The sequence below is a fragment of the Fictibacillus norfolkensis genome (genome assembly GCF_014836645.1).
In the GTDB taxonomy this organism is placed as follows: Bacteria; Bacillota; Bacilli; order Bacillales; family Fictibacillaceae; genus Fictibacillus; species Fictibacillus norfolkensis.
Genome location: NZ_JACSQM010000007.1, coordinates 20,642 through 37,222, shown reverse-complemented (window position 1 = coordinate 37,222; position 16,581 = coordinate 20,642). Strand labels below are relative to the sequence as shown.

The 16,581-nt window shown below is 39.8% G+C and carries 16 protein-coding genes; 2 read left to right on the top strand and 14 right to left on the bottom strand.

Annotated elements, in window-relative coordinates; genetic code table 11:
• Positions 1 to 27: 27 nt before the first annotated feature.
• The 8 genes from H9648_RS15235 to H9648_RS15200 all read right to left on the bottom strand — a co-directional run bounded on the left by H9648_RS15235 (position 28) and on the right by H9648_RS15200 (position 8,238).
• Positions 28 to 1,578, bottom strand: coding sequence for a bifunctional GNAT family N-acetyltransferase/carbon-nitrogen hydrolase family protein (locus tag H9648_RS15235; RefSeq protein ID WP_191754649.1), 1,551 nt, complete (start codon positions 1,576 to 1,578; stop codon positions 28 to 30).
• A 13-nt stretch (positions 1,579 to 1,591) separates the two neighbouring features.
• The gene (locus H9648_RS15230; protein WP_191754648.1) at positions 1,592 to 2,005 is read right to left on the bottom strand and encodes a VOC family protein; all 414 of its coding nucleotides are present in this window, start codon (positions 2,003 to 2,005) and stop codon (positions 1,592 to 1,594) included.
• A gap of 10 nt (positions 2,006 to 2,015) precedes the next feature.
• On the bottom strand, positions 2,016 to 2,678 hold the full coding sequence (locus H9648_RS15225; protein WP_191754647.1) for an HAD family hydrolase: 663 nt from the start codon (positions 2,676 to 2,678) through the stop codon (positions 2,016 to 2,018).
• A gap of 74 nt (positions 2,679 to 2,752) precedes the next feature.
• The gene (locus H9648_RS15220; RefSeq protein ID WP_191754646.1) at positions 2,753 to 3,607 is read right to left on the bottom strand and encodes a ComEC/Rec2 family competence protein; all 855 of its coding nucleotides are present in this window, start codon (positions 3,605 to 3,607) and stop codon (positions 2,753 to 2,755) included.
• Between the two features lie 395 nt (positions 3,608 to 4,002).
• Positions 4,003 to 5,169, bottom strand: a complete 1,167-nt coding sequence (gene yhbH, locus H9648_RS15215) for a sporulation protein YhbH (protein WP_137790625.1) — start codon at positions 5,167 to 5,169, stop codon at positions 4,003 to 4,005.
• A gap of 201 nt (positions 5,170 to 5,370) precedes the next feature.
• Entirely contained in the window at positions 5,371 to 5,544 is a 174-nt protein-coding gene (locus H9648_RS15210; RefSeq protein ID WP_191754645.1) for a hypothetical protein, read from the bottom strand.
• A 32-nt stretch (positions 5,545 to 5,576) separates the two neighbouring features.
• Positions 5,577 to 6,152: a signal peptidase I gene (gene lepB, locus H9648_RS15205; RefSeq protein ID WP_144703107.1), complete on the bottom strand. Its 576-nt coding sequence runs from the start codon at positions 6,150 to 6,152 to the stop codon at positions 5,577 to 5,579.
• A gap of 190 nt (positions 6,153 to 6,342) precedes the next feature.
• Positions 6,343 to 8,238 (bottom strand): PrkA family serine protein kinase, encoded by a 1,896-nt coding sequence (locus tag H9648_RS15200; protein WP_191754644.1) that lies wholly within the window; start codon positions 8,236 to 8,238, stop codon positions 6,343 to 6,345.
• Between the two features lie 170 nt (positions 8,239 to 8,408).
• Between H9648_RS15200 and H9648_RS15195 the strand changes: the two genes are divergently transcribed.
• Positions 8,409 to 10,247, top strand: a complete 1,839-nt coding sequence (locus tag H9648_RS15195; RefSeq protein ID WP_191754643.1) for a transglycosylase domain-containing protein — start codon at positions 8,409 to 8,411, stop codon at positions 10,245 to 10,247.
• Between the two features lie 201 nt (positions 10,248 to 10,448).
• Here H9648_RS15195 and H9648_RS15190 read toward each other — a convergent pair whose 3' ends face one another.
• The 5 genes from H9648_RS15190 to queG all read right to left on the bottom strand — a co-directional run bounded on the left by H9648_RS15190 (position 10,449) and on the right by queG (position 14,539).
• Positions 10,449 to 11,006 carry a DUF5366 family protein gene (locus H9648_RS15190; RefSeq protein WP_191754642.1) on the bottom strand — a complete coding sequence of 186 codons (558 nt, stop codon included), beginning with the start codon at positions 11,004 to 11,006 and terminating at the stop codon, positions 10,449 to 10,451.
• A gap of 282 nt (positions 11,007 to 11,288) precedes the next feature.
• A complete protein-coding gene (trmL, locus tag H9648_RS15185) occupies positions 11,289 to 11,762 on the bottom strand; it encodes a tRNA (uridine(34)/cytosine(34)/5-carboxymethylaminomethyluridine(34)-2'-O)-methyltransferase TrmL (protein WP_066391226.1) in 474 nt (157 codons plus the stop codon).
• An 85-nt stretch (positions 11,763 to 11,847) separates the two neighbouring features.
• Complete coding sequence (locus tag H9648_RS15180) at positions 11,848 to 12,729, bottom strand: amidase domain-containing protein (RefSeq protein ID WP_191754641.1); 882 nt, start codon at positions 12,727 to 12,729, stop codon at positions 11,848 to 11,850.
• 68 nt (positions 12,730 to 12,797) lie between these two features.
• Positions 12,798 to 13,334 carry a methylated-DNA--[protein]-cysteine S-methyltransferase gene (locus H9648_RS15175; protein ID WP_191754640.1) on the bottom strand — a complete coding sequence of 179 codons (537 nt, stop codon included), beginning with the start codon at positions 13,332 to 13,334 and terminating at the stop codon, positions 12,798 to 12,800.
• Positions 13,335 to 13,393: 59 nt separating this feature from the next.
• Positions 13,394 to 14,539 (bottom strand): tRNA epoxyqueuosine(34) reductase QueG, encoded by a 1,146-nt coding sequence (gene queG, locus H9648_RS15170; protein WP_191754639.1) that lies wholly within the window; start codon positions 14,537 to 14,539, stop codon positions 13,394 to 13,396.
• A gap of 76 nt (positions 14,540 to 14,615) precedes the next feature.
• Between queG and H9648_RS15165 the strand changes: the two genes are divergently transcribed.
• Entirely contained in the window at positions 14,616 to 15,269 is a 654-nt protein-coding gene (locus H9648_RS15165; protein WP_225218925.1) for a B3/B4 domain-containing protein, read from the top strand.
• A 339-nt stretch (positions 15,270 to 15,608) separates the two neighbouring features.
• On the opposite strand, the gene H9648_RS15160 is transcribed toward H9648_RS15165, so the two are convergent.
• A complete protein-coding gene (locus H9648_RS15160) occupies positions 15,609 to 16,286 on the bottom strand; it encodes a coiled-coil domain-containing protein (RefSeq protein ID WP_191754638.1) in 678 nt (225 codons plus the stop codon).
• Positions 16,287 to 16,581: the final 295 nt, after the last annotated feature.

Below are 16,581 nucleotides of genomic sequence, written 5' to 3'. Positions count from 1 at the left end.
ATCTATCGCTTACCGCCCTTCTTATTGTTATTTGCTTTTATCTTTTTGAACAACACTATATAGATCTAGCCTTCTATCTCTAAGAAGGTTTACACTTCCTGTCTTACGTTGTCTTCTTAAAATCTCTAAATCCACATCACCTACAACGACTGTCTCGATATTCGGGTGACATTCCCCAACAATTCCGTCTCTTGGGAACGAAAAATCAGATGGTGTAAAGATACCAGATTGAGCATATTGAATATCCATGTTCTCTACTTGTGATAAGTTTCCAACCGTTCCTGCGATCGCTGTATAGATCTCATTTTCAATCGCACGCGCCTGCGAACAATATCGAACGCGCAGATATCCTTGACGATCTTCTGTACAGAAAGGCGTGAAGATGATCTTCGCCCCTTGATCGGTTACGATACGTGAAAGTTCAGGGAATTCGATATCATAGCAGATGAGTATCGCAACTTTTCCGCAATCTGTATCAAATACTTGTACTTTATCACCAGCTGTAATTCCCCACCATTTCCGTTCGTTCGGTGTGATATGAATTTTATATTGCTTATCAATCGTTCCATCTCTTCGGAATAAATATGCCACGTTGTAGATATCTCCGTCTTCTTCAACAAAGTGAGAGCCACCTATGATGTTCACATTGTAACGAACTGCAAGATTCGTAAAGAGTTCGATGTATTGCTCTGTGAATTCTGTTAGTTTACGGATGGCTAAGCTTGGACTCTTCTCCTCACAGAACGACAAAAGCTGAGTAGTAAGAAGCTCTGGGAACACAGCGAAATCTGATCCTTGATCAGAGGCAACATCTGTATAATATTCTACCTGTGTCGCAAAATCTTCAAATGAACTTATGGTTTTCATCATATATTGAATCGTCGTGATTCGAACAGGCTCACTTGTTTTAAAATACTTTTTCGTTTTATTAGGAATATAATCAACATTGTTCCATTCCATTAGTGTCGCATAGGCATATGATTGTTTATCATCAGGCAGATAGCTCTTGTTTAAACGCATCACAGTAAAACCGTTCATCAATTGAAAGGTCAAGACAGGATCATAAATATTGTGCTGAATGACTTCTCTAACATATTCTCGAGGCGTCATTTCCTTTGAATGCTTATGGTAGTTTGGAATTCTACCGCCTAGAATAATACTTTTTAAATTCTTTTGCTCAGCAAGTTCTTTACGTGCTTCATATAGACGAGCACCGATCTTCATTCGTCGGTATTCTGGGTGGACCATCACTTCGATACCATACAAGTTAAAACCTTCTGGATCATGGTTCGTAATGTAGCCTTTATCTGTGATCTCATCCCACGTATGCTTATCATCATACTCATCAAAATTAACCCTTAAGCTTGAGCAGCTTCCAACGATCTTTCCTTCATACGTTACACAAAATTGACCTTCCGGAAAGATGCGAAGATGACTTTCTAGCTGCTCTCGTTCCCAAGGTTCCATGTTTCCTGGAAAACAGATTTGTTGAAGTTCTAAGATTTCCTCAATATCTTCAAACTCAATGTTGCGTAGTTCTATTTTTTTCTCGAATTTTGAAACATCAATCTCACTCATGTTATCCACTCCTCTAACTAACTTCCATAGCTTGCTTCCAATTCTTCATCCGTTCTTGAAGGCTGCCAGTGAAGAATTCTATCTCATTTCCATCCAGATCGTTAAAACTGACTGTGTTTCCCCCGCCTCTTTGTATCGGTCCTCTCGTGATTTCAACATTTTGTTCACGCAGCAACTGAACCGCTTTAGGAAAATGTTCTTCAGAAACTGTAAATGCAAAGTGATCAACACCTACTTGATTTTTATCCATAGGTTTTGCATCTTTTATTTCTATCAGACAAAGCCACACTCCCCCGGCATCTAAGTATACATCTGTATTCCCTTTATGAACGATTTTAGCACCTAGTATGTTCATATAAAATGTTTTGGAACTTTCTATGTTTGAAACTCTAATCGTAATATGATTGATGCCTTGTATCTTAACCATATTGGTTTTTTTACCTTTTTTTCTCTGCCTGCTTAATAAGTGATACGAGATTCAACTCTGCTAAGGTTTCCATTTGATGATCAACATCGCCAAATGTCATATGTTTTGTAACAGGGTTGGGGATTGCCACACAATAAAGTCCTGCTTTTTTAGCAGCCACTGATCCGTTTACAGAGTCTTCAAACGCGATCGCTTCATGAGGTTTTACGTTTAAAGCTTTTACAGCTTCAAGATATAGCGCGGGATCTGGTTTTACTTTTTTAACATCATCTGCTGTTTTGATCACTTCAAAATGGTGCTTCAAACCTATTCTATCTAAATGTTCTTCTACCCATTCTCGCGAAGAACTTGATGCAAGACCAACCTTTAATCCGAGTTCTTTTGCAGCTTCAAGGTAATCAAGAATTCCAGGAAGTTCCCGTTGTTCCGATATTAAGGCAAGTGCACGCTCTGTCTTTTTTGCTCGCAGCACTTCATGATCAAGCTTTTGATCAATCTGTCTCTCTAAATATTCGTAAGGATTAAAATCAGAATGGGTACCAATACATTCTCCCCAAACTTCGAGCGGCAGATCGCTTCCATGTTCCTTATACAACTCTTGAAAAGCGTTGTAATGCTGCGTTTCTGTATCCAAAATTGTTCCATCAAAATCAAACACCAATGCCTTGATCACGGTTAACCAACCCCATCTTAAGCGTTTTATACTATTTTCTTGTATTTTTCTAAAAGACGCAAGAAAACCGATTATTAATGAAGAACATTCGTTCTAAACATGATTTTCTTTCCATTGCTTGTGGCGATAATGGCTCCGAGCTGATCGGTCCGATAGACGGTCATCTTACGGTTATCTAAACGATACATCACTTCTTTCGATGGGAACTGATAAGGATTATTCCTACCGACCGAAATCACAGCCGTTTTCGCTTTGACTTTTTTCAAAAATTCCATCGTCGTCCCCGTATTGGCTCCATGGTGACCTAATTTAATAACATCCGCCTTCACCCCACCACGCTTCAATATCTCCTTTTCTTCCTCAGCACCTGCATCTGCCATAAGAAGAAAATTCTTTTTGCCATGCTTGATTTTAATCACTGCCGAGTAATCATTGATGTGTTTATAATACGAACCCTTAGGGGCCAGCATTTCAACCTTTACAGAAAAGCCCATTTTAAAATTAACACCTGCTTTTGCGCGATCAACAGGAATTTGTTTTTCGTTGATCACACGAAAAAGATCATGATAATATTTTGTGTCGTATGGAAGATTCGGCATGTATAGAACACTCACGGGGAACGCTCGTATCACATCATCTAACGAACCAATATGGTCATGATGAGGATGAGTAGCTACAACGATATCCAGGTGGGTAACGCCTTCTTTTTCTAGATAAGAGATGATCTTTTCACCGTCATGTTCATCTCCACCATCAATAAGCATCGTTTGTCCGTTTGGTGCTTTTATAAGAATACAGTCGGCCTGACCAACGTCTAAAAAGTGGATCGTCAACGGATCAAACCAGTCCGCTCGAGCTTTATGAGGAACAATAGTTAACAGCAGCATTAAGCTCAAACAGAAAACGGCAAACTTGTTAATGGTTTTCAAATCTCACACCCCTTTACATCCATTTTTTCGTCCATAATGCGTAACCTTAGTTATATGTAATTATGTTGGATTCAACAACAAAACCCGCCATCCAATACATGGATGCGGGGCGTTTTGTTTTTTAAAGAATATTCGTTTTCTAAAAGCTCATTGCTAATAATATATTGCATGGAATTCTATCTATAATGTTCTTTTCTAAAAGAATGTTGCTATCGAATTTTTTTCTTCATCGACAAGTTGACGGGAGTGTAAGATGCGAGACTCCTGCGGGACAAGCGGTCAGGTGAGACCCTTAAAGGCACAAAGTGGCAAGGGGCTCACCGCCTGCCCCGCGGAAAGCGAGCATCTGAAACGGAGGTCAACCACTTTCAAGGACACCTAAGATTAAAACTGGCTTAAATGTTCACTTCATTCTTCTTAAAAAAGCTCTTCATAGCATGATAAACATCTGCTTTTTCTTTCAAGATATAATGACTAAACTTCGGATTATCCATATTCTTATACACACTCATCAAAGTAGAATGCCGATTATACGCGTTCACTTCACCATAACCAAACATATTAGAGTGCTCCATAATTTGTTGAACGAGTTTCACACATCTTGCATTATCACTCGTAAGGTTATCTCCATCGGAGAAATGGAATGGATAAATGTTATAACGGCTGGAGGAGTACTTCGTCTCGATCAACTCAAGCGCTTTGCGGTAAGCAGACGAACAGATCGTTCCACCACTTTCACCTTTGTTAAAGAAGTCTTCCTCTGACACGACTTTTGCCTCCGTGTGATGCGCGATAAATTCGATCTCTACTTTTTCATACTTCGATCGCAAGAAGCGTGTCATCCAGAAAAAGAAACTTCTAGCCATATACTTCTCCCAGATCCCCATCGAACCTGAAGTATCCATCATAGCGAGGACGACGGCTTTGGATTCAGGTTTGACGACTTCGTTCCATGTTTTGAAGCGAAGATCATCATTATGGATAGGAGCAACACTTGGTTTTCCGATCAAAGCATTTCGTTTGAACGCTGTTAGAATTGTTCTTTTTTTATCCACGTTCCCCATGAGCCCTTTTTTACGAACATCATTAAATTCGATCTTTTCCATTACGATCTGGTCTTGTTCTTTTTGTTTGAGGTTAGGCAGTTCTAGTTCTTTAAACAGCATCTCTTCTAGTTCAATGATTGAAACTTCAGCTTCTGCATAATCGACACCTGGTTTGTCGCCTGCAGGTCCTTTGCCTTTTCCGGCCCCGCTCTGTCCGGCACGTCCATCTCTAGCTACTACATCCCCCACCTGACTATCTCCATCACCTTGGCCTACGTGCTTGTTTTTGTCGTAGTTGTATCGGATTTTGTATTCATCCATAGAACGGATTGGAATTTTAATCACATCACGTCCGTTGGATAAAATGATATTCTCTTCACTTATCAAATCCGGCAAGTTGTTTTTAATGGCTTCCTGCACTTTTTCCATATGCCTTTGATGATCTTGATAACCTTTTCGGTGGAGGGACCAGTTTTCCTGAGACACAACAAAATTGTTCTTTTCCGGCTCGCTCATCGTTTTCCCCCTCCAGAGCAGCAAGAGTCAATGCTGCTTGTTCTTGATCAACCCGGGGCATAACTTGCTTGTAACAATCCGCTATTATCAGAAAAAAAGGGTTGGTTACACTATCATATGCACGTACTTCTTAGAATTGCTAAACTTTCATAATAAAAAAGCCCTCTTTTCTAAAAAAGAAAAGAAGGCTTTGTTTTGTATTTATTTATCATATTCTTCTTTATCATGCTGCTGCGGATCTGGCGTCTTCCCACTTTTACGAACTTCATCGTTAGTGGAGACGTGTTCCATCACTTTTCCGTGTTCTTTCATTTCTTCAAAGTTAGATACCATTGAGCTGTTTTTTCGTTTAGGTTCATTATTTTGTTTTGTCATAGGGATTCACCTCTTACAGAATTTTTCCCCATTTATTCCTTTTTAAAACCATTAAAAACTTTCATTTCATCCATCGGCCAATAACGGATGTTAGCCTCGCCAACGATATCAGTCATCTCAACAAAACCGATATGGCGGCTATCGATGCTGTGAAGTCTGTTGTCACCAAGTACGAAGATCTTCCCTTTTGGTACTGTATCATGCCCTGTAATCTCTTCTAACGTAAAGTTGCCAGTCAGTGTCCGATTACCAGCAAAGCGTTTGAATTCCTTTAAATAAGGTTCTTCCACTGGTTTGTTATTGATATATAACTTGTCATCTCGGTATGCAATATGATCACCCGGTAGACCAATCACGCGCTTGATATAATCTTCTTTTGGATTTGCCTTAAAAACAATCAGATCAAATCGCTCTGGCTGACTGATCTCATACCCAATCTTATTAACGATCAGTCGATTGCCATTTTGGATCGTAGGCATCATGGACTCACCATAAACCACGTATTGCTCAATCAAAAACTTTTTTATAATAATTGCTAGAATAAGTGCAACACCAATTGCTTTTATCCAATCCGTTAATCCGTTTCTTTCTTTTTTAGTCGAGCTCATCGGGCTCACTTCCTTTAGTTAGCTTATTAGTATCAATTTACCATTTTTAAGTAAGTAAATACAAGTTCAATTATTTTTAACATAAATATGATTGTAAATTCTACTCTGTAATTTGTTTAGTTTCCCCTAAATTTCTGTAAAAAAACACACCCTGACAGTATCAATCGTGTCCTGGGTGTGTTTCGATATTTTATCGGTTCAACAAACTTCCTACGTATCTTAGTAGTTCGTTGGCACTAGTCGTATTATAGCCGTGTTCATCCACTAGACGTGCGATGACCTCATTAATCTTTTTCAGTTGTGACTCATCAGGGGTTTTGGATGATGTAGTGATCTTTACAACATCTTTAAGATCCGCGAATAATTTCTTTTGAATCGCTTCTCTTAACCGCTCATGAGAATTATAGTCAAATTTCTTTCCTTTTCTTGCATAAGCAGAGATTCTAATTAGAATTTCTTCTCGGAATGCTTTTTTCGCATTCTCAGAGATTCCAATTTGTTCTTCGATCGATCTCATCAACTTCTCATCTGGACTCATCTCTTCACCAGTAAGCGGATCACGTAATTTATTTTTATTGCAATACGCCTCAACATTATCCAGATAATTGTCCATAAGCGTTTTCGCAGACTCTTCGTACGAGTAAACGAACGCTTTTTGAACTTCTTTCTTCGCAATATCATCGTACTCTTTACGAGCTGCCGAGATAAAGTTAATAAACCTCTCTTTATCTTCCTTTGATATGGATGCATGATGATCAAGCCCGTCTTTTAATGAACGCAGAACATCTAACGCGTTGATAGAAGGTGTTTCTTTGCGAATAATAGCTGATGATATTCGGTTGATAACATAACGCGGATCGATACCAGACATACCTTCATCAGCAAACTCTTTCTGCAGTTCCTCAAGGTCAACATGATTGAATCCTTCTACGATCTCACCATCGTACAACCGCATCTTCTTCAATAGATCCATTCCTTGTTTCTTTGAATCCTTCAATCTTGTTAACACAGAGAATGTTGCTGCCACTCTTAATGCGTGCGGTGCAATATGAACATGAGACATATCACTCTCTGAGATCATCTTGGCGTAAATTTTTTCTTCTTCTGAAACTTTTAAGTTATACGGAACGCCCATCACGATAATCCTTGAATGCAGGGCTTCGTTTTTCTTATTCGCGATAAAAGACCGGTACTCCGATTCATTCGTATGCGCGACAATTAATTCGTCTGCTGAGATAAGTGCAAATCTTCCCGCTTTAAAGTTTCCTTCTTGCGTAAGAGAAAGGAGATGCCACAAGAACTTCTCATCACACTTCAGCATTTCCTGAAACTCCATCATTCCTCGGTTAGCCTTATTCAGCTCTCCATCAAAGCGATAGGCACGCGGATCTGATTCAGATCCGTACTCTGCAATCGTGGAGAAGTCGATGCTTCCCGTTAAGTCAGCGATATCTTGTGACTTAGGGTCAGATGGACTGAACGTACCAATCCCTGTTCGCTTATCTTCTGAGAAGAAGACACGCTCTACCATAACATCTTCAATGCGACTGTCATATTCGTGTTCAAGCCTCATCGTATTAAGAGGAGATAAACTACCCTCTACTCGAATGCCGTAGTCATTAAAAAACTCTTTTCTTAAGTTCTGTGGAATAAGATGTAACGGATCTTCATGCATCGGACAGCCTTTGATTGCATAGACCGCTCCTGCAGGTGTTTTTGTGTATTGCTCTAAACCTCTTTTGAGCATTGTAACTAAAGTGGATTTACCACCGGATACTGGTCCCATCAACAATAAGATACGTTTACGAACATCAAGGCGTTTAGCAGCAGGATGAAAATACTCTTCAACAAGTCGTTCGATTGATTCTTCTAATCCAAAAATCTGATCGCTGAAAAAATGATACACCTTTTGACCATTTTTTTCTGAAATGCCAGCATCTTTGATCATGTTGTATACTCTTGAATGCGCAGACTGGGCAACAAATGGCCGATCTCGTAAAATATCAAGGTATTCAGCGAAGGTACCTTCCCAGGCTAAACGCTGTTCTTCTTCACGATGCAGTTGGATTCTCGATAAAATATCCATGAGTACCTCCTTGATTGTATTGGCTCCATCAAGTGTTAATCTACTCTATGCGGGGATGTCCGTAATCATTCTGTTTGAATAGTGATTTTTATTTAAAAAAGTTGGAATTCCCATTCGCACAATCATGGTAAAATATGTTTATCCTTATGTTTTGAAACGGAGAAAACGGTATGAATCAAAAGCTTGGCCTTATATCAGTGCTCTTACTGCTCGGTATCGTGTTCTTTTCATTTATGGGTTTAAGAACGGAACACGAAAACTATATTCCTTTTCAAAAAGCAATTTCTTCCCTTGCTCAAGTGGAGAATATGAAATTAGATGAAAACAGTCGCCTACTTGATCAAAATGGTAATCTTCTTTATGAGTTCAAGAATAATGAGAGCCGTATTTATCTGGATTACAACAGAATCCCTGAACCTGTGCGCCAAGTTTTCATCGCTACAGAGGACCAAGGATTTATACAGCATCATGGGATCGATGGAAAAGCGATCGCCCGGGCTTTTATTACAAATTCATCAGCAGGATCTGTTCAGCAAGGCGGCAGTACGATCACACAGCAGTTGTCACGTAATCTATTTCTAACACACGAACGTACATATGACCGAAAACTAAAAGAGTTACTAATCTCATATCAAATCGAGCAACAATTATCAAAAGAAAGAATCTTAGAACTATACATCAACTCGATCTATTTTCAAAATGGTGTGTATGGCATTGAAAAAGCTAGTCGATATTACTTCAGCAAACCGGTCGGTGAGCTTTCGTTAGCTGAAACAGCACTTCTAGCGGCTATTCCAAACAATCCAAAGCTGTACGATCCGCTAACTAACTTTGAGAACACGATAAAACGCCAAAAGTGGATTTTATTGAAGATGAAAGAGCAAGGATACATCAACGAAGCTACTTATGAAGCATCACTTAGTCAACACATTCAATTAAAGGTTTCACAGCCTGTCATTCCCTATCCTGAAATTGTGGGTTATGTAAAAGAAGAACTTTTGAGCTTACTAGCTACCTCTCCTGCTAATAAAGGGCTGACAACAAAAGAGCTTCTGGTAAAGCGAGATCAGCTATTAAAAAGCGGTGTAGTTGTTGAAACTTCATTAGATCCTCTGCTGCAAAAAGAAGCAGTGCGTGCTGTGAATAACCGGTTGCCCTATAACGACATAGAAGGATCTGTCGTTGTTGTGGATCATGTTTCAAAACAGATCGTTTCAATAGTTGGCGGAAAGAATGTTGGTCTAGAAGAATTCAACCGTGCTTATCAAGCGAAAAGACAGCCGGGTTCTTCAATAAAGCCGCTTCTCGTCTATGCTCCTTATGTTGATGTGTACGGTGCAAAATCACAATCGCTCATTTCTGCAGCACGTATGTGTGAAGATAACTATTGCCCTAACAATTATGGAGGAGCTTCTTACGGAACAGTCTCCTTAAAAAAAGCAATAGCGAGTTCCATTAACACCGCGGCTGTTAGAGTACTAAGTAAAACAGGCGTGAATAAGGCGTTTTCTTATTTGCAGCCCTTCGGATTTTCTTCTGTAACGCGAGAAGATCATCAGCTGGCAAGTGCGCTCGGCGGATTCTCAAAAGGCTTTTCGCCTCTTGAACTAACCAGTGCGTATACTGCATTTAGTTCTGGTGGAACATTTGTAAAACCTAGGTTGATAACTTCAGTAAAAGATAAGAATGGTAAGCTGTTATATGCTTGGAAAGAGAAGCCCGTTTCAGTATGGAGTGAGAAAACAAATAGCGTAATGCGCGAGATGCTTGAAGCCGGAACGATTTCAGGAACTGCAAGAGATGCTCGTTTTGCGGGGTCCTCGTACATTGGCGGTAAGACTGGAACAACAAACGATGTGCGGGATCTTTGGTTTATCGGACTGACGGATCGTTATACGGCAGGTGTTTGGGTAGGACGTGATAAACCGAGCAGTCTTCGTTCTATTGAGAGTGCGTCTCCCGAAGTCATGATTTGGCGAGATATTATGAAAAAAGCACATCAAAATTGAGAAAAAATCCTGTCACTACAATAGTGGCAGGGTTTTTAGCTGGTACTTGTATAAAGTGATTTTTAAAGAAATCTAGCGTAATTCCGCGAAATATCATATTTATCCCGCGGGATTTTGAGATAATCCCGCGAATTATTGAAAGAATACCGCGAGTTTTTATGATATTCCCGCGAGTCTACAATTTTCGAACCGGATAAACAGCTACGTAATCGCCGCCACAAACGCATTATACAAACGCATCACCGTATACACAACAAGCAGGCCGAAACCTGTCCAAAAGAATAAGTGCAGAAATACCATTCCCATGATACCTATGGTTGATAACCTCGAGCTAATCCGCAATAAGAATTGAAAAAAGTACAAAAGAGATGAAACAATGAACACAACACCTATCAGCAACACGGAATGGTTCAGCGCGATCGCAAGCATACCACCAACAAAAAAGTACCAGCTTCCGCCTTTTCCTTGCTGAAGCAGTGTCCCTTCCGTATCTTTTGAAAAAAAGAACAGACTGAGGTGCGTTAACGTGTCAGACAGCAGCTTAAGAGCAGCAAATATCATAAAAAACAGCAAAAACAAACAAAAGCCGATTGATAGGTGAATCACATGATCTTCAAATAATTCTTGCATTCCTTGATACACACCAAAGTATGTAAGCTTATCGATGAATAGTCTTTCAAAGTAAATGGCAAACCCCGAACTGAACAGAATAATAGAAAACAAGGGAAGATACCCTGTCATATATACGTTTTTCTTCATTTATGCTTGCACGAATCCCCTCGAATTGTTAAATTTCAGCAGAAATACATTCCCATGAAAACCGTTTTCATTTATAATGAGGAAAGATACTGGAAAGAATAATACTACTTTCAAAGGAGGAGTTCAAATGGATTTTATCCTCATCCTACTCGTGATGCTCGCCTTCCTGACTGCCATCTTTACAGCAGGCTATAACGATCGTCCTGGAAAAAACTAATCCATATACATATGGAAGTAAAAACGTCCTTTTTCAATAAGGACGTTTTTTTATTTTTGCTTATTCTATTTCAACTCTCCAAAACTTTGTTGTCGCAGTGCTTCATAGATTAAAATCGCTGCCGTATTCGATAAGTTCAATGAACGAATGTGTTCATTCATCGGGATACGCAGACATCTCTCCATGTTCGCATCAATCACTTCACGCGGAAGTCCCTTCGTTTCTTTTCCAAAAACAAAGAAAACATCCTTCTCTGAATCAGAGTAATCGAAATTCGAGTAAGTCTGTTCACCGAATTTGGTGATATAGTAAAACTCCCCGTCTGGGTATTCATTATAAAAAGCATCCAAGGAATCATGATGAGACAATTTTACATGCTCCCAATAATCAAGGCCAGCACGCTTTAAGTATTTGTCTTCTAAAGAAAACCCAAGTGGATGAATGAGATGCAGATGTGCACCAGTTCCTGCACACGTACGTGCGATGTTTCCTGTGTTTGCAGGAATTAACGGTTCGAATAAAACAACATGTATAGCCAAAAAGCTCACCTCAAAAACAATATTCCAACAAGTCCTTATTATAGCACTTTTTTTGGAATATCACTCTCTGAAGGCAAGCTTCTTCTTAAAGAATATGAAAAAATTTATATTGAATGCGCTTTGTGTACGCAGTAGAATCTTCATAACCCCAATATCTCATTCTGCTGTTTGTGGTATGTGCATTAACAAGCGGTTCTCCTGAAGGATCCTTTGCGACCACAATCGTCGTGTGTTGATAATGTCCATCTCCATCAAAGTCATAGCAGATCACATCTCCCGGTAATAGGAGGTGTGCGGCGGATTTCTCTTGCGCCTGCAGACTTGATTTAGAGCCGCTCAAATACCATCTCATCGCATTGGCTACTGACCAGCTATAGCTCCAAGAGTTATTTCTCATCCACCAGCCCTTCGATTTAATAGATTGAGAAGTCATTGGTATGCCACCTGCATGAAGACTTTGAGAAATATAGTTCGTGCAATCATTCTCAAAAGATTTATAAGCAGGATTAAACGTATTCCACCATCTCTCTGCATAGCGTACAGCAGCAAGCCGATCATACCCGCCCTTCGTCGGTGCGATCGATTCGTTCTCCCGCTCGATCTTCGGAAGTTCTCTATAGTTTCCTTCCACATTCACAGGTTCATCGCTCTTCATATCACCATCTTGAAACGTAGCACGTCGCTCTTGAGAGATCTCTTCCACATAGAAATCAAACCCGTGTTTGATCAAGAAGCTGTAATGGACCAGATAATCCACCTGAACTTTATCCTCAGACTCAGTCGTTCGTAAGACGCTTCCGTTCGTTTGATTGTTTACGATAAACGCATTTCTATCGGTATACATTTGTTTTTTTCGAATGAAGCTCTCTTGTTCTTCTCGTAGAAAGTAACCTCTTCCGTCTGCATCTGCATGTATCATCCATTGAGATTGATTTTGGATATAAGCTTTAAGTGTTTCCATCCACATCAGACATCCCTCCTGCTTCTACTAACATATGAGTGAGATATCAAAAAAAAGAACCCATTAAGGGCTCTCTAGGATGTCTTCTTGCAGCTATTCTGTTCGATCGATAACAATATTTCTTTTTTATCTAATCCCCCACCATAGCCTACAAGTGCTCCATTACTTCCAATCACTCGGTGACATGGAATAAAAATAGGTACGGGATTTTGGTTGTTCGCGCTGCCTACAGCTCGAACGGCCTTAGGTGCTCCAATGCCTTGAGCCACTTCCTTATACGAACAAGTTCCGCCATAAGGAATACTCGTAAGCTGGTTCCATACCTTTTTTTGAAAAGCGGTACCAAATAAATCATAGTTCACGCTAAACTCATGCAGGTTACCTGCAAAGTAAGCGTGCAGTTGTTGAACGGCATCATCCAATCGTTCAGGAGAGTGTATAAGTTCTCCCTTAATAAAATGTTTCGCCATCCATGAACGTAAAGTTGGAAGGTTATCCTCCATTGAACCAAAATCGAGACGGCAGATTCCGTTCTCCGTTGCAATGATTGTTAACGGTCCGATTACGCTTTCCATTTCTTCGTAATAGAGTAACGTTTTAATCTGACACATAATTATCCCTTCTTTTCATTACTTGACCTTACTATATCGGACACTTCAAACATATGCGATTACGAAATTTCTTGATTTCGGACCATTTTCAGTCCCTTTTCAATCTCTAACGTGACCAAATCGTCTTTTTCACGCTCTTTTGCAGATAATAGTTCCAATTCCGTATCTTTCCCGCCAATCTTACCAATGGCCCATGCTGCAGTTCCTCTTATTACGGGGCGTGGGTCATGATGGAGTAACGTTAATAAATCCGGAATAGCTGTTTCATCTTTAAAATGAGCTAAAGCGATAATCGCATTTCGTTGAATAGGCTTCTTTCCTCTCCAACTGCCTGAAATGTAACCGAATTTTTCTTTAAACTCTCTATTGCTTATCGACAACAACGGCTTTAAAAGAGGCTTCACAATCTCTGGATCAGGCTCCATTTCCATATGGTGATGAAAATCTTTCCCCTTATTTTCAGGGCATACGGTCTGACACGTATCACACCCATATAAACGGTTACCGAGCTTATCTCTATATTGATCAGGCAGAAATCCTTTCGTTTGCGTTAAAAAGGCGATACACTTAGACGAATCAAGCTGTCCTCCCTGTACAAGAGCATTAGTCGGACATGCATCGACACATTTGTTGCACGAACCGCACTGATCTTCCATTGGTGTGTCTGCTGGAAACGCAATGTTTGTAATCATTTCGCCGAGATACATATAAGAACCAAACTCGGGTGACATGATCGCACAGTTCTTCGCACTCCATCCGATCCCGGCTCTTTCAGCAACAGCCCGATCAGATAGTTCACCTGTGTCTACCATTGATTTCACAGCGGCACCTGGAACTTTTTCTATAATAAAAGCTTCCAGTAATGAGAGCTTTTCTCTTAATATATGGTGGTAGTCTTTACCCCATGATGCTCTGCAAAAAATTCCTCTGCGCTCTCCTCGAACACTTCTTGGAGCATCTTTCATCTTGGAGGGATATGCAAGAGCGATCGATATGATACTGGAAGCACCGGACAGTAGCCGATCAGGCTCTGTACGCTTTTCTATATCACTTTCTTCGAATCCTGATTGATAGTTAAGGTCTTGTTGTAATCGGAGACGTTCTTTGAGCTCGGCAAATACATCAGCATGTGCAAAACCAATTTTGTCGATTCCGATTTCTTTACTATATGCAACGATCTCTTCCTTCAACTGGGCACTTGTCACACATATCCCTCCTTTACATTTATTTTCCACAATTATGATAAACTACAATTACTTAAATCAGAAACGGGGTTACATAATGATCACAATTAATCCTAAACTAAACGAACTTGTCCCAAACTTTAAAATAGGCACAATTACATACCATGATATCGCGATTAGCGAATCACCGCAAATGATTAAGGGCAGGTTCCAGCTATTTACAGAATCTCTGCGACTTGAAGAAAAAAATGCTGCCGATTACCCTGGTGTCGCAGAATATCGCAAAGTGTTCAAATCATTAGGAATTAATCCTTCCCGATATCGTCCCGCTTCAGAAGCTTTGCTGCGACGGGTGTTAAGCGGCAAAGACCTACCTCCGATCAACTCTGGCGTCGATGTAAACAACTTCTTCTCTATTCGATTTGCTATTCCAATCGGTCTTTACAACCTAGATAAGATTGAAGGCGATGTGGAGATTCTTATTGGTAGCGCTGAAGATACATATGAAGGATTAAACGGGCGTGAGATGAATATGGAAGGCAAGCTACTGTCTAAAGACGAGGTTGGTGCCTTTGGCAGCCCAATCGTTGATTCTAAGCGCACGATGGTGGATGAGAGTATTAAGAATGCGCTGCATATCGTGTACCTGCAGCCATCTATGGATAAGAGTGAGGCTCATGAGCTGTTAGAATCTATGGCAAAGATGTTCACACAAGTGAACGGCGGAAGTGCTGAGATCAGCATCCTGTAACGGACGTTTTAGGGCGAGGGGCTCAAGTTGTTATCTTTTGGGCTGTTGAATGTAGTCCATTCGAGTTGTAATTTGTTGACTCGCCGATATACGATGAAAACTCGCCGTAATAAAGGAAAAACTCGCTGGATTATCATTAAATCTCGCCGTATTATTTCTCAAACTCGCCGTATTCCTTGTTCGCATCATCAAATACAAAAAAAATGCAGGGCTTCATTGGATCAACGAAGCCCTGCATTAAAACCTACAACTAACTTGTTCTATATATAAGCAGCTTATAGGACATTTATGACAAGTTCTTTGAACATTTTTTACAATTTTGCTATCAAACTTCATATTTTACTCTACTAACGTATATTTCACGGACAATGTTGCTTCAATCTCGTCACCTTCATCCAATTCAAATACGTATTCAGGAAGGAAAAGGTCATCCCCTCTTCCTAATATGATATTGACTTTACTGCCTCCGTTTACAAAGTAATTTCCAAATCCGTTCACAGGCTCTACTTTATATCTTCCTGGAGCAATATCTTTACCCGCTATAAATACGCCGGCCACTAATGTTCGCGGCTCCTTCTTCTTAATTAGAATTCCTTTATTTAATGTATCAAGCGCACTTTGTTTATTTGCGATCTCCCCGCTAAGCTTTTTCAATTCATCTTTCTTTGCATTTACTTGAGTACCTAACTCATCCACTTCTTTTTGAATCGCTTCTTTTTGGCCGACCATCTCAGTAACTTCATCATAACGTATTTGAAGTCCATCCAAATCTGCTTGTTTTCTGCTTTCCTCTTCCTCCATCGCTTCCAAGTTTTCTTCTATACTTTCTAACTCATTCTGCAATTCTTTCATCTCGTTGTCTATTTCCTCTGCCACAACCTTTTTATCTTTAAGAAGTACAGAAGCTTTGTTGTAACCTATTGCATGTGCGGAAAAAGCGCTAATCGCTACTAATGCCAGCGCCATTAAGCTTAAGTAAAACCACTTTCTCTTAAACATCGATAAACCCCACTTCATTAAAACTCCCCCTTAAGATGAGATATGTACGCCTTTTGAACTATTTTATTTTCCTAAAAAAACAATATGCTTTTTCACCAAAATAAAAACCCCTTTAAAAAGGGGTATATTATCCTATCTATAAATATCGAAATAATACAAGGATAGAAAATACAAAAAGTATGATCATGACTATTAACAAGCGAAAAGATTCAAAAAGCCTAATCATCAGCCCATTAATCATGTGCATGTAGTGAAAAATATCAGCCGTTATAAAGAGGATTGAAACGAAGGAGACGGTAATTAAAATCAGACA